Below are 14379 nucleotides of genomic sequence, written 5' to 3'. Positions count from 1 at the left end.
GAGTTGCGTATTTGAATTCCCCCGCCTAACTTAAGGAATTAAGTGCTAACTTCCATGCATAGGATGTGATTTGTCGGTAAAATGGCAGAAAACCAATTTTAGAAATCGACTTTAAAGGTACGCGATGAACCCTTATAAACTTTATCTGGTGACTGACGACCAACAAGATATAGAAACGCTTAAGTTCGTGGTTGAACAAGCGGTTGCTGGTGGCGCCACTATGGTTCAAGTAAGAGAAAAACATGGGGACGTAAGAGCGTTCATTGAACGTGCAGAGGCCGTTAAATCGATTTTATCTGGAACGGGTGTGCCCTTGATCATTAATGATCGAGTCGATGTGGCATTAGCCGTTGATGCTGATGGTTTGCATTTGGGGCAATCGGATATGCCTGCCGTGTTAGCACGCAAGTTGATTGGCGCGGATAAGATTCTTGGCTTATCGATTGAGACAGAGCAACAGCTACAAGAAGCTGATAGTTTGCCGATTGATTACATTGGCCTTAGTGCACTGTTTGCGACACCGACCAAGACAAACCTGAAGAAACATTGGGGTTACGAAGGTATTCAAATGGCGTTGGAGACAACAAAGCTTCCAATTGTTGGGATTGGCGGCATCAACGAATCGAACATTCCTCAGCTGACTGAAACGGGCATTCATGGATTGGCATTGGTATCAGCGATATGTCACGCAGAAGACCCGAAGCAAGCGACGCAGGATTTGCTGTCCCTAATGGGAGAGTGAAGGGATAGAGACTAGAAAACAAATGAGACTCGTCATTTGTTTTCTAGTTAGAGCGCCTTAAAGCGCTCGATGTAGTAGCCAGTAAAAAGTATGGCCTAACTTACTGAATACATAGAGCAACGGTGCCGATGATCATAAGAACGATCGCAGCGTACCAGCCGTATTGCGCAGTTTTATCAGCAACGAAAATCCTAATGTAGTTGATCTCTTCGTGCGCCATTGCGATGAAGTCGGTGTAGTTAATCGATAACTCACGGCTAGCGTCTTTCAGGTCTTGCTGAAGCTTGTTGAAAGACTCATCGATGAAGCCTTTTGTTTCCGAAGCAGACGGAGTAGCAGTTAACGCTAGGCTATTCCAAACCGCCATACGCGATTCATATTCGCTTTCACTGACACAATTAAGTACGCGTAAATCATACTCTCGTTTGTTACGCTCTTTACCCATTTTCTCAGGGCAAATATTTCTTAAAACGTTCACGACAAATTTTCCAAAAGGTTCATTTAGATATAGAAAAGCACTCAAAGAGCGCTCATAAACTGGGGTGAATTAAATTCAAAAAGTGATCTATTTGAAGCTGTCATCAGTGATTGCGATGCAGAACACTCATGTGGGAGATTTGAAGTTAGGTCAGTGGTGTTAAAGAGCGATTTGGGTCTGTCTACATTCGTTTGAAAAGACTAACCCGTTGGGATCGCAGTGTAGTTAGGTCACTTTGGGACATCAACTAGGGTGTTTTGTCCAGACGACAAAGATATTTATCGGTGAAACGTGTAGAAATGCGGTAGTACGGAGAAACGCACTACCGATATTGCAATGTAGTGTTGAGCTAGTTTGCCTGCCATTGATTGTATTGCAGCGAATACCCTTCTAATTTCTCAATCAAACTGGTTAGCACTGGTCCATTAATGTGGCTACGCGACACCAAACAACCGACAGGGGTTATCCAGCCTCCATGCTCATGTGCCACTGGCAGAGCAACTAAGTCACCTTTCTGAATGCCTTCCATCACCATCATTTCAGGCACATTGGCCCAGCCAACGTTTTGCTCAACGAGATCAATAATTGTCTTGTGGTTATTGGCATACCAGAGCATTGAGCTAATTCCATAGGTGAACCACAGCTCACGTTGCTTTGAGCTACGATGCACGCATTGGCGGTAACGTTTTAAATCGGAGTCTTGCACCACAGGCATTTGGCTGAGTTCGTGTGTGGCGGAACTGACGGTCAGAAAACGTGCTTGGCCAAGTAAGAAAAAGTCCATATCTACCTTAAGCTCACCATCCGCATAGATGATGCCTATCTGAGCTTTTCCGCGCCTCACTAAGTCTTCCACATCGAAGGTTGAGGTCGTAATAATATCGAAGTGTGTGATTGGAAATTGATCGGCTAGTGAGCTGATTATCTTGATGAAGTTCTTATCAATGATGCTCTCATCCACAGCAATGATCAGTTCGTGCTCATCTTCTTGTGTCAGAGATTCTACTTTTTGATCGAAGTACTTTTGTTGGTCGAGAATCGACTTAGCGACAGGCAATAACGCTTTACCTGTGTTGGTCAAAACAGGGATGTTTTTCTCTCGGTTAAACAGCTCTTGGTCAATGGCAATCTCTAGATTGGCGATGGACTGGCTGACGCCGGATTGAGCGCGTTTCAGCTTGCGTGCCGCCGCCGAAAAAGAGCCACTTTCACACACAGTGACGAAGACTTTTAGTTGCTCAAAACTGTACATGCTATCTCTCGCTCAAAACCAAATTGGGGTGATAATGTTTAGGCTATCACTATTCGTGATGGCTGTTAACTTTCTCTTATTATTTCCGATGACATAATCCTAGGTAATCCAACACATACTAGATTATTTAGAGGAATGTATGAGTACGTTAGAAAGATTGTTCCACTCAGTATTATTCGAAGTTTTGGCCGTAACGCTTTCAATTATCGGCTTGGCGATATTTACCGATCACGATGTGAATGCCTTATCAGGAACCATGATAGTTGTCGCGACCATCGCGATGATGTGGAACTACTGTTTTAACCGCATTTTTGATCGCTACTTCACGGGTGAAAAATCTAAGCGTTCGCTGAAATTGCGTATTTTTCACGTGGTGCTGTTCGAAGCTGGTCTGTTGATAGCGACTATCCCAGTGATGGCTTACCTACTTAACGTGGGTATATGGCAGGCGTTCTTAATGGATATCGGCGTGACCATTTTTATTACCATTTACGCGTTTGTATTCAACCTGATTTACGATCATGTTCGAGCATTCTGGGTGCGCAGAGCCGATCTAGCAGTTCAGTAATCTACCAAGTCAGTAGACGCTAGTTTGGCTACTAACCGATTGTTTATACGTCATTTTGGCGGAGGTTTTCGGTTAGTAAGCCTAGGTCAATCGTCATTTATTCTGCTATCTTAAATAAGGTGATAACTTGAGTTCGTGAAAGAACAGATTAAGAGGAAAGGATGCCTAATACCCCTCAAATGACGGTTGTAGACAAGAAAGAAGTCGAGCTTTTTGCTGAGCTTTTCAAAAATATCGACGGCGAAATCTATACCTTGCTACGCAGTGCCAAAATTCCCAATGACATTCTCACCAGCAGTGATCACTACGAGTACCTCCCTGAGACCACCATTAAAAATGTGGTCAATATTATGGGTGAGTCGGCGTCACGAGAAGAGTTTGCGCTGTTTATGTGGAGCTTTTGCAAGCAAACCTATGTGCCTAGGTTTGTCGCTAAACTGAGTAATCAGGATTCGCTAAAAAGTGCGCTCGACCAATTTTCCGAGCAATTAAAGCAAGTCTCGAATGGCGCACACCTCTACACCAAGCAGTCTGGTGGCAAATGGTGGTTTGTTCGCGAGAAGCCTTTCACTAATGCGCCTTGGTTTAAGTTTGCAGAGTTGTTCTCGGTTATCTTTATCAATGAGCTGCTTTCCGTGTTAACGCAAGGCCGTTGGAAACCATCGGAGATCGGTATTCAAAGTGGCGACCTCGACTGTTTTCAATCTCTTCCGCAAATGGGCGGTGCTCAGTTTTACACGCACAGGCCTGTGACTGCGTTTGAAATACCTGAAGAGATCATGCTTGAGCCGATTGTGTTACCCAAAGCACCCCAAGAGATCGAACTCGCCAGCCCTTTACCTAGCTCATTTCTGAGTGCTTTTAAGTTAGTGATTAAGCCTTATCTCACCATGGGGAAATTACCCATTAGCTTGGCATCTGAAATTCTGAATATTCATGTCAGAACCATTCAACGCCGCTTGGAAAACGAAGGGGTGGTGTACAAAGCTTTGATAGAAGAGATGGTGTTGGAACAGGTTTTGGATTTGCTCAAACAACCAGATTTATCGATCACTCAAGTGGGGGTAAAGATGGGCTATTCCGACTCTTCTCATTTCACTCGTGCATTTAAACGACAGATGAATATGACTCCAAGGCAGTACCGTAAAGAACACAGGTAAGGTCGATAAGTCAAAGCTGTAGATATCAATGAAATCATCGAATAGATAACCGGAGACCGTACGCAGAATTAATCATTGTCACCAAATGGCCATTTATCAACCTTGAAGACTGGCAGTATCACTACTAAGTTATTGAATGTGGATAAGTTGTTTTTATTTAGTCTTTCGTGAGTGTTACGACCAATAAAAATACCTTTGAAACCTCATAACACTCATTAGTAGTTACGGAATCGTTATGGGAAGTGGACGCCACTAACAAACGGAATCAAGGTGTAAAAATGAATAATTCAGGCTTAAAGCTTTCTGTTGTTGCGCTCTCGTGTTCATTTGCTCTCTCTGCAAATGCAGCATCAACGCTATTTACTAACGTAGATGTGTTCAACGGTACGGAAAACAAATTGTACGAAGACCATCATGTATTGGTTGAAGACAATCTTATCAAACAAATCTCTGCAAGCCCGATCGAGGCTGGTGAAGCTGAAGTGATTGATGGCACAGGCAAAACGTTAATGCCCGGCTTGATCGAAGGCCACGGTCACTTGTTGTTGAATGGCGGTAACCTTAGCGATCACGAAAACAACCGTACGATTGAAGAACTGGCCGCTCGTGCGACAGTCAACGCTAATGCTGCATTTCAATCAGGCTTTACTACATGGCGTGATGCTGGTGGCTTAAACACAGGCTTACGTAAAACGATCGATTCTGGCATGTTGCCGGGGCCAAGACTCTACACATCAGGCGCATTTATTGGACCAACGGGTTCACACGCCGATTTCAGTAACCTAACCACGGCTAACCAACACTTCTTCGGTTCAACGACCAGCATGGCTCGCAATAGCGTGAGCTTTAACGCAGACGGTATTACTGAAATCAAAGCCGCTGCACGCCAAAACTTCAAGCAAGGCAATACTCAAATTAAGATCATGTCATCGGGTGGCGTAGCTTCATCATTTGACCCTTGGCAACTGAATGCGATGTCTGCGGAAGAGATTGAAGCGGCGGTAGAAATTGCCGATGCGTACGGTTCTTACGTGATGTCTCATGCCTACAGCAAAAAAGCGATCATGCGTAACCTGGATGCAGGCGTTAAAACGATTGAGCACGGCTTTATGTTCGATGGTGACATTGCCGACAAGATGGAAGACAAAGACGCTTACATCACAACCAACATGACTGCGTTCTCGCCTTACTTAACACAGATCGAAGCGATTAACTCGAACCCGGCATCTAAACGCAAAGCGGAATCTGCAACTAAAGCGTTCAAAGACTACATCTCGAACGTAAACAAATACAAACCTAAATGGGGCTTCCACACAGACTGTGTTGGTGACGTGGTTTCTTGTATTAAGCAAACCGACCACACGATCTACCTTGCGGGTAAAGAGCTTGGTAACTTCTTCACTCTGAAAGGCATGACATCAGTAAACGGTGAGATCGTTAAGTTGTCTGGTGTGATGGACCCATACCCAGAGGGTAGATTGGGCGTGATTGAAGCGGGTGCATACGCCGACATCATCATTGTAGAAGGCAACCCACTTGAAGACTTAACAGTGATTGGTGCAAACGAAAAATGGTTTGACGCAGAGCCGCGTAGCCCTGAAATCGATACCATCAAAGTCATCATGAAAGATGGCAAAGTCTACAAAAACACGCTGTAACACAGCGCGACTATTCAGTTAAAAATTAAGCTTTAATAGGCGGCCTACTTCGGTAGGTCACCTCTCTTCAAGGTGTCCTTATGCAAAAAACGCTTTCTCTTATCCTGTCGATGATGTCACTGACTATCGTCGCTTTACCTACCTTTGCTGAAACAGCGATGAATCTTGAGTGGCAAGATCTGAATTCAGAATCTCACGAAATGAAGTTAGAAATGCCAGATCTCACCGATCAGCAAATGCGTCGATTACAAGGTGTGATAGCAATGAGTGCATCAGAGGAAGAGCAAGCTCAACAACAGGCTTTATTACTTAAAAAAACGCTAAAAGAGCAGGGCGTTGATGCAGACGAAATGATCGCGCTACGTGACCAATACATGAAAACCATGAAGGCGAACGCTGAAGCTATCACGACAGAATTTGACGGCAAGAAAGTCCGAGTTCCTGGTTTCATCGTGCCTTTAGAGTTCTCAGAAGGCATGACCGCAATCGAGTTTCTTTTAGTGCCAGTAGCGGGCGCGTGTATTCATATGCCACCTCCGCCAGCAAATCAGATTGTGCGTGTGTCTTTTCCTGAAGGCTTTCAGGTACAGAATGTTCAGTATCCAGTATGGGTAGAAGGTGACTTTAGCTCGAACAAAGTGACGGAAGAAGTCTTTCTAGTCGATGGCAAAAGTAACCTCACCATGGGTTATGAAATGAAAGCTTCGATGATTGAAGACTATTACGAGAAAGAAAATTAATGGTTGTCATCAAATGACAATTTTCAATGTGAGCAATGAATAAAATAGAACTCACTCAAAAAGCATTGGTGACAAGATGAATTCAAGATTATCTAAAGTAAGTATGGCGGTGATGGTGTTAGCAACCTCAATGAGCACTGCGGTATATAGCGCAAACTTCGAAGGTCCAGATTCGGTTGAAAATACAATTTCAAAACAAAAAGATCAGCAACTGGATTGGCGTGAAAAGCTTGCTGCGGATGGTTTTACATTTGGCGCGGATTACTTTGCTTTAGGCCTTACTTCTGGAGATGGCGTTGGTGGCGATAACGTTAATGCTTCATCAGGCGTCGCACGAATATACGGGTCATGGCATTTACTGGGAAATGGCACAGAGAACTCAGGTAGCTTGGTATGGAAGGTGGAACATAGGCACGCTTATGGCAATACTGACCCAAAGAGCTTATCTTTTATCAATGGCTTCCAGGGGAAAGAGAACCTAGGCTACATAGGAATGATAGCACCAGCTTTCAGTGACCAAGGTTTTCGAGTTACGGACTTAAATTGGAAGCAAAAAATCAACGATGGCAAAGGCACTATCGTTGTTGGTTGGCAAGATGTGACGAACTATGCCGATGTTTATGCTCTAGCAAGTCCTTGGTCTGGTTTTACGAATTTAGCGTTCTCGACAGGTTCAGGCGCTATGGGACTGCCAGATGATGGCGTGCTTGCTCTTTCTGCGGGTCATATGCTGGGCGAGAATTTTTATGTGGTCGGTGGTATTGCCGATGCAAAGGGTAAGTCAGACGATATTTTTGATGGCTTTGATACCGCTTTTGGTAGCGATGCATCTTACTTTACGACACTAGAATTAGGTTGGACAGCTTCGCAAGAGCAAATCTATACCGATAATTTCCACGTGACTTTCTGGGACTTTGGTGACGACACTCGCCATAGTAATAGCCTTGCAGCGGAAGGTGGCTCAGGCGTTAATTTCTCATGGAGTCAGTTTATGACTCCGCAAGTGATGCCGTTTGTTCGCGGTGGTTTCTCAGAAGGGGATGTTGCCCTTTACGATAAATCAATTTCTGTTGGTATGGGTTATTTCGGGTTAGGAAAACCAACCAATAACCTAGGTGTCGCGCTGAACTGGGCTGAAGTGAACGGTGATTCTTTTGAAGCTGATGCGAAAGCGATAAGTGGCAGCACAGAACAATGGACAGCAGAGATCTACTACAACATGCAGTTTGGTGATCACCTACAAGTGACGCCTGATATTCAGTACATCAAAGATCCTGCGTTCTCTACTGAGAGCAGCGCTTGGGTATTCGGTATTAGAGCGAGAGTGTTTATCTAATTCCGTTAAGTATTACCTTGTTTAGACTTAACAGCTAAACGTAAAAAGTGAGCCCATGTGGCTCACTTTTTTGTTTCTAGTTCGATTAAACCTTATCTAATCGAGCACTTAGGCTTTTTCGGCTTTCTGCGTGTCATCCAGTGCAAAGTAGATCTTAGAAACAATCACTTCGGCAATCAGAATCGTAAATACCACGGCAAAGAAGGCGACCACACCGTTCCAAGGGCCTGTGAAATCGACCTTGTCACCAAAGAGGATATTGATCGCTTCTAGCATCACGAACTTTGAACCGACCAGAATTACGTAGCTAGATAAGCCTCTGTAGATCTTAGGTGCAGTGCCCGGTTTCGATTTAAAGTAATCCGCGAGCTTATGTTCTAAGCCGATAGAGAGTTTGAGCAACAGCTGCAGCAAAATCGCGGCAGCAAATGAGATGGTGAATGACTCGATATTAACGAAGTCCCAGTATTCATCAAAAAAATTGAGAACGGTTAAATCAACGAGGACTGCGAGTGTGTAGCCGACAAAGAGTCGCTGGGGCGTATTAAATCCATATACTTTTTCAATATTGCTCATCTACTTCTTCCTGAGTAAAGGGTTATAAAAAACTTAGGAGATAAATATAGGATATTCAAACGCTTATTGCTCAGGATGCGAAACAGCTCTTAAAGTGCGCGTGGCGCATTATGGTAAGTATCCCGATCAAGATTGATTCAGTATGAGTTTTCGGCATGAGCCTAAGATTTAAACAGAGGTAGATATGATTATTCACTTTAGAATCCAAGACGTAGAAGAGCTTTGGGGCTCAATAGATTTGGCGACACTCTTACAAACGGAACTGAGAGGGGTATCAACCACACTATTAACTATCTGATTGAAATAGTTAAATTACCAATTACACTTGAAGCATAAGTTTGAATGGAGTCAACTTAATGCTTTCACCCCAATCGTTATATCCCCCTTCTATTGCTTTACTTTTAACGGGCCTGATTTCTTCCTCGGCCTATGCATCCAATGAAGCGATTCAACATCGCTTGGAAAAGATATTCGCCGTTTCTATTGCGCTTACAGACAGCGATGCCGTCTCTATTGGTTTTGTCGATTTTGACCCTAACTCATTCATTAATCTAAACGACAGTGGGTTTGGCTCCGATAAAACCATCGACACTCGAAGCCAAGTGAGTGTCGGCTCTATTCCTTATTCTTCTGTAATTAAAACCGATGATCCTGACCTAGATTTGGTTTGGTCGGTGCGCGGGTCTTATGCGCTCTCTGAGCAAGATATTGAGATTTCATCGGATGTCACATCAGACCGTCGAGTTAACCCCAATAAAGACTCAGTTTTGGGCCTGTATGGCTTTTTCGGCGCTCAAAGCCATTTAAACCAACATTGGTCTATCGTTTATGGTCTAGGCACTCATTTGCTCTACTACCGCAATAAATACGAATATAAAAATAGCTACTCTCAAGCCTTTCAATCTCAGCTCGATGGATACGCGCTGAACACTTCTGCATGGGCATTGATTGGTGAGCCGTCGGTCAAACTCAAATACCTACAGAAACAGGAGTGGGGAAGTTGGAATGTGTCATCAAGGGCGCGTTATTTCTATGGAACAGGCTGGGGGGAAGCCAATGATGGCGATATCGGTAACCCTGAAGGTTTGCGCTTTATTAACGAGATTGAATTCAGACAAAATGTGGCATTGGACGCTTGGTCGTTAAAGAACCCTCAGATTCACTATAACCTGCGGAGAATCGACGTAGCAGGGGATCTTACTGATCCACTCGATACACACTATTACTATGAGTTTGGTGCAGGTTTAGTGTTCGATGTGCCTTACGATTCTTACTTCTTTGATAATTTCGGTGTCGGGATTAACTTCAATTACGGCAGCTCGCTCAGTGGTGGCAGTTTGCTCTTCTTACTCAATAACTAGCATAAGTTGTTGATCTTCAAAGTACTCATATAATTTGAATTTGTATGTGTCGTAAAATGGTAAATATTGTTTATAAAACTTAGTCATCATAGCGCTCTGTCCATCACCCGAGCACATTATGAACAAGTTGAATTTTGACCGCAGAGCCCCGTTATACGTGGTGTCTGCACTTGTCCTAAATACGTTGGTTAGCTTGTGGTTGCTGAGCATTGCTTATACCGCAGCTATGGTTTTTTCTGTGTGCGCGTTGTTCCTTCTTAGCACACTGATCACCGCACGCCTGTATCGACACGAAATGACTCAGAGCCAAAACAGCTTGTCTGAGGCGATCATTGATGGTGTTGCCGGATTTATTATCCTCGATAATCAATTAAGAATAATTCAGGTTAATCAACAGTTCTCTAGAGTCTCTGGTTATGCGTTCGACCAAGTCGAAGCCCGTCCTATTTCAGACCTCTGCTTTATGAACAACAGTGGCTTGATATCGACCATTGCCATTTCGCTTAAACAAAATCACAGATGGAAAGGTGAGTTAAGTGGTGTCAGCCGACTTGGTGAACATTTTACGGTCAACGTGGTTGTCGAAAAGCTTACCGAGTTATTGCCGCATAACGAAAAGTACGTGGTCACTTTTACTGATATCAGCCGACGTAAGATCTTAGAGCGTCGATTAAGAATGCTGGTGGAAACAGACTCGCTAACAGGCTGTTGGAACCGACGCCGTTTCGACAAAGATCTCAACCATTATTCAAACCTCGCGGAGCGTTACGGTTACACGCATTCTTGTCTCGCGCTGATCGACTTGGACCATTTTAAATCCATTAACGATAACCATGGCCATGACCAAGGTGACGCGGCACTTAAAGAGGTCGCAGAACTATTGAGAAACAACAGCCGAGATACTGATATCGTGGCACGCGTTGGTGGTGAAGAATTTGCCATCTTAATGCCAGAAACCAACTTGGCCGATGCGTTTGAAGCCATGTATCGATTGAAAGAAGTGATTACCAAAGGGACTACATTGAACCTGACCGTGAGCAGCGGTGTGTCTGAAATACAGGCGCAAGCTGAAGCGACCTATCGCAGTGCGGATAGGGCGCTTTATCGTGCCAAAGGGAATGGTCGAAATAGGGTGTGTAGTTCGAGTTCAGGCACCCTAGCTCCGATTGTGCTTGGTTAATCTATTTAACTAACGAACTTAACGATGTCTAAGCCGAAATTGATCGTTGGTAAATCTTCGGCGTTAGACCAGACACACGCTTAAAGGCTCTCGAGAAATGCGAGATGTTGGTGTAACCCAGTTGGCTAGAAATGTAAGTCAGCGTGTGGCCTTCTTCCATCAGCTCACAAGCGACAGAAAACATCAGGTTCTCTTTGATCTTTCGGTAGGTGGTATTTTCGTTTTTAAGCTTACGTTGAAAGGTTCTTACTGAGAAATTAAGCAGCTCTGCGGCCTCTTCAAGTGAGAGGTCTTGCTCTTTCATGTAAGGCTTAAGTAACTCGTAAACACTGTCGGTAAAGCTGGTGTGCCACTCAATGATCGCGGGCTTATTGCTTAAGTCTTTGGCAGTGAGGCGAATGGGAAGCTGTAGGATCTCATCAGGGATCATCACAGCTGTTGAACTGTGGTCGATGAACAATTGGCAATTGCTTGGAACCAGCGTTTTGACGATGTCGGTGTCATGTCCTTGCAAACGTATCTTGGTAGGTTGCCAAGGTGAGTGAGACAGAATCGTGATTAGCTCAATGATGTAGGTGATGGCAAATACTTCGCCCCACTGGAACATCGATGAGGGTTCATCAGGCGATGTTCGACAAAACCAGCTTTGGCCATGCTCAACAACGAAATCGACACTACTGCCGGGCGAGTCATAAGAGAAGATCGTGTTGATGTGTTTTAACGAGTCGCCAATGGTGTCGAACTCGGTAAATTGATGCAAGACGTATGGGATGATTCTTCGTCTAAATGCAAGACCAAGTACATCCGTAAATCGGGAAACGCCCAATTGTGATGAGGTCAGATAAATCAATCGTTTGATGGATTCCGACGGCACAAAGTCACTCTCTGACTCAATAAGATCAGGTGGTAGGCCCGAGTCTTCGAGCAGTTTGTGTAGGTCTAATCCATAGTCAGTAAAAATTTGGACTAAGATCTTGGCGTAACTGGTTTGTATAACGGGTACTTGATAAGAGCTGTTGGCCATGATCAATCAATCCTTGTGCATTGATACATAATTGGACGTGCATATCATTTACGACACTTTGTTTAGTAAATCTAACCCTATTTACTTGAGTTTTCCATGGTCAGGTTTATTTTTAAGATATTAATTTTGTTGATGTTAGTTATTGAGAAGGGAGTTCCATGTCTGAAGTTAAAGGGAACAAGCAAGACGACAATGAAGAAAGTAGCCAACCAGAGAATGGCAAGGATAAGGTAAGAAAGGTAACCAACTACCTGCTTGGGTTTGTGGCGTTTACGCTGCTGTTCAGTATTGTTGCTGATCGAATTATACCCATCACCGATAATGCCCGCGTGAAGGGTTACATCGTTCCTATTAAGCCTGAAGTGTCAGGCAAAGTGCTTGATATCTTAGTTAAGCCGAATCAATTGGTTAATCAAGGTGACACACTTGCGATTCTTGATGAATCTGATTACCGAATTGCGGTTCAACAAGCAGAGCAAAATCTTGAGATTGCAGGGCAAAATGTCGGTGCTCAAACTGCCAACATCGCTTCTGCACAAGCCAAATTAACTTCTGCTCTGGTTGAGAAGCAAAACACTCAGCTCCAAGCTAAACGTGTGCTGGAAATGGCTGAAAAAGGCGTGATGTCTAAATCGGACGCTGATGAGGCTAGAGCTGCATTAGCTACTTCTCGTGCAGGCGTGACTAACGCTGAAGCGGATTTGGAACGTGCCAAGCAACAGATGGGTAAAGAGGGTGAAGAGAACAGCCAAGTGAAAGCGGCATTACTGGCGTTGGAACAGGCTCAGCTAAACCTTGAACGTACCGTTATCAAAGCGCCGACTCAAGGTGGTGTGTCTAACTTTAGCCTTTCTGAAGGATTCTATGCTTCGGCAGGCCAAGCTATCATGACGTTTGTCTCAACAGAAGACATCTGGATCGAAGCTTACTACCGTGAGAACAGCTTAGGTAATGTTGCGGTGGGTGATGAAGTGGAAGTCGCGCTCGATTTTGCTCCGGGTCAAATTGTCAAAGGGCGTGTCAGCAGCATCGATTGGGGTGTTGATTGGGGACAGAACGACCAAGCGGGTAAACTTGCTCAAGCTAGCCAACAGACGGGTTGGTTGCGCCAAACTCAAATGCTTCCAATCACTATCGAATTTGAGCGTGACACCATGCAAGGTATGTTACGTGTAGGCGGTCAGGCAGATGTGATTGTTTATAGCGGCGATAACTTTATTTTCAATGCGATAGGCAAGCTTTGGATTCGATTTATTAGCGTGTTGTCTTATGTCCGATAAGCCCGTACTCGACCAACAAACACAGCAACGGATCCTGCGGTATACCGTCGGGGTCACGTTGGCCGTATTTTTGGCAGCGTGGATTAACTGGCCACTTGCGTTCGTTGCGCCAGTGTTCACCGCTAAGTTCTTAATCGATAAACCTAATCTGCACAAAGAAACCGTCTACGAACTGTTGTTGGCAGTGGTTGCGACTATGGCCTTAGGTTTGTTGCTGTCTCGTGGTATTACACATTATCCGATCCCGCTGTTGGTTTTAGTGGGGCTGATGATGCTGTGGGGCTACTACTTGTTTGTCGATCCAAAGTGGAATCTGTTCGCCACGATACTGCTGATTGCCGTATTGATGCTGCCATTCATGGCCATCGATAATCCGGGTGTCTCGGTATTGCTGGCATCTGGCTTGGCAACATCGGGTGTGGTTTCAGTGATGATCTTTGCTTTGGTGCATGTGTTCTTTCCTGAGCCTAAATCGGAGTTTTCAGGTTTCGCGGCTGCGCCACTCGAAAAGAAACAACGTTGGTATGCGGCCTTTAGGGCGATGATTATCTCGTATCCTGTGGTGTGTTTTTTCTTTATCTTTCAGATATCTGAAGCACTGCTAACCATGATGTTTATCGCGTTGTTGTCATTAATGATCACGTCGGAAAAGTCTGTAAAACTGAGCGCGTTTCTTGTCATCAGTAACGGTATTGGAGGCTTGTTGGCGATTGCTGCTTTTTCAATCCTTTCTATCGTTCCCAATATTGTCTTCTATTCTTTATTTATAGGACTTATTGCCATTCTCATGGCTACTAAGATCTATACCGTTCCAGAAAAAGCACCGATTTTCGCCACTGCATTCAGTACTTTATTGGTACTAGTAGGAAGCACATTGATGAGCTCAGGCGATATCGACAGCAACACATTCATACGTATATTCCAATTAGTGTTAATTGGAGTTTATATGATTTTGGCTTCACTCTTCCTTGAAACCAGGAATTGGAAGTTTCTACAAAATCAGCCCTAATTTTTGCCCTAACAA

Annotated in this window: 14 protein-coding genes; 10 read left to right on the top strand and 4 right to left on the bottom strand. The window is 44.3% G+C overall.

All coding sequences use genetic code 11. The features are described 5' to 3' along the window. The first annotated feature begins 124 nt into the window (after positions 1 to 124). The gene (thiE, locus tag L1D37_RS16370; RefSeq protein WP_239848481.1) at positions 125 to 742 is read left to right on the top strand and encodes a thiamine phosphate synthase; all 618 of its coding nucleotides are present in this window, start codon (positions 125 to 127) and stop codon (positions 740 to 742) included. Between the two features lie 100 nt (positions 743 to 842). On the opposite strand, the gene L1D37_RS16365 is transcribed toward thiE, so the two are convergent. Further along, positions 843 to 1187 carry a hypothetical protein gene (locus L1D37_RS16365; RefSeq protein ID WP_008216337.1) on the bottom strand — a complete coding sequence of 115 codons (345 nt, stop codon included), beginning with the start codon at positions 1185 to 1187 and terminating at the stop codon, positions 843 to 845. A gap of 382 nt (positions 1188 to 1569) precedes the next feature. Then, positions 1570 to 2472 carry a LysR family transcriptional regulator gene (locus L1D37_RS16360; protein WP_239848480.1) on the bottom strand — a complete coding sequence of 301 codons (903 nt, stop codon included), beginning with the start codon at positions 2470 to 2472 and terminating at the stop codon, positions 1570 to 1572. Positions 2473 to 2611: 139 nt separating this feature from the next. Between L1D37_RS16360 and L1D37_RS16355 the strand changes: the two genes are divergently transcribed. The 5 genes from L1D37_RS16355 to L1D37_RS16335 all read left to right on the top strand — a co-directional run bounded on the left by L1D37_RS16355 (position 2612) and on the right by L1D37_RS16335 (position 7934). Next, on the top strand, positions 2612 to 3040 hold the full coding sequence (locus tag L1D37_RS16355; RefSeq protein ID WP_017631327.1) for a PACE efflux transporter: 429 nt from the start codon (positions 2612 to 2614) through the stop codon (positions 3038 to 3040). Between the two features lie 179 nt (positions 3041 to 3219). Further along, entirely contained in the window at positions 3220 to 4200 is a 981-nt protein-coding gene (locus tag L1D37_RS16350; RefSeq protein ID WP_345779449.1) for a helix-turn-helix transcriptional regulator, read from the top strand. Between the two features lie 278 nt (positions 4201 to 4478). Next, positions 4479 to 5858: an amidohydrolase family protein gene (locus tag L1D37_RS16345; protein ID WP_239848478.1), complete on the top strand. Its 1380-nt coding sequence runs from the start codon at positions 4479 to 4481 to the stop codon at positions 5856 to 5858. Positions 5859 to 5938: 80 nt separating this feature from the next. After that, positions 5939 to 6598, top strand: a complete 660-nt coding sequence (locus L1D37_RS16340) for a DUF3299 domain-containing protein (RefSeq protein ID WP_239848477.1) — start codon at positions 5939 to 5941, stop codon at positions 6596 to 6598. A gap of 103 nt (positions 6599 to 6701) precedes the next feature. After that, positions 6702 to 7934, top strand: a complete 1233-nt coding sequence (locus tag L1D37_RS16335) for a carbohydrate porin (RefSeq protein WP_239848548.1) — start codon at positions 6702 to 6704, stop codon at positions 7932 to 7934. A 108-nt stretch (positions 7935 to 8042) separates the two neighbouring features. Here L1D37_RS16335 and L1D37_RS16330 read toward each other — a convergent pair whose 3' ends face one another. After that, positions 8043 to 8510 (bottom strand): hypothetical protein, encoded by a 468-nt coding sequence (locus tag L1D37_RS16330; RefSeq protein WP_239848476.1) that lies wholly within the window; start codon positions 8508 to 8510, stop codon positions 8043 to 8045. Positions 8511 to 8866: 356 nt separating this feature from the next. Here L1D37_RS16330 and L1D37_RS16325 point away from each other — a divergent pair, with 356 nt between their 5' ends. Then, positions 8867 to 9871, top strand: coding sequence for a Solitary outer membrane autotransporter beta-barrel domain (locus L1D37_RS16325; RefSeq protein WP_239848475.1), 1005 nt, complete (start codon positions 8867 to 8869; stop codon positions 9869 to 9871). Positions 9872 to 9989: 118 nt separating this feature from the next. Continuing rightward, complete coding sequence (locus L1D37_RS16320) at positions 9990 to 11051, top strand: sensor domain-containing diguanylate cyclase (protein ID WP_239848474.1); 1062 nt, start codon at positions 9990 to 9992, stop codon at positions 11049 to 11051. Between the two features lie 28 nt (positions 11052 to 11079). Here the strand turns inward: L1D37_RS16320 and L1D37_RS16315 are convergent, their stop codons facing one another. Next, positions 11080 to 12075: a helix-turn-helix domain-containing protein gene (locus L1D37_RS16315; RefSeq protein WP_239848473.1), complete on the bottom strand. Its 996-nt coding sequence runs from the start codon at positions 12073 to 12075 to the stop codon at positions 11080 to 11082. Positions 12076 to 12233: 158 nt separating this feature from the next. Between L1D37_RS16315 and L1D37_RS16310 the strand changes: the two genes are divergently transcribed. Then, a complete protein-coding gene (locus L1D37_RS16310; RefSeq protein ID WP_239848472.1) occupies positions 12234 to 13355 on the top strand; it encodes an HlyD family secretion protein in 1122 nt (373 codons plus the stop codon). Beyond that, a complete protein-coding gene (locus L1D37_RS16305; RefSeq protein WP_026084145.1) occupies positions 13345 to 14364 on the top strand; it encodes a DUF2955 domain-containing protein in 1020 nt (339 codons plus the stop codon). Before L1D37_RS16310 ends, L1D37_RS16305 begins: the two co-directional genes overlap by 11 nt. Positions 14365 to 14379: the final 15 nt, after the last annotated feature.

This window comes from Vibrio sp. Isolate33 (assembly GCF_022397895.1).
In the GTDB taxonomy this organism is placed as follows: domain Bacteria; phylum Pseudomonadota; class Gammaproteobacteria; order Enterobacterales; family Vibrionaceae; genus Vibrio; species Vibrio pomeroyi.
Note: the sequence above shows the minus strand (reverse complement) of the source record. Positions and strands in the feature narration are given on the sequence as shown.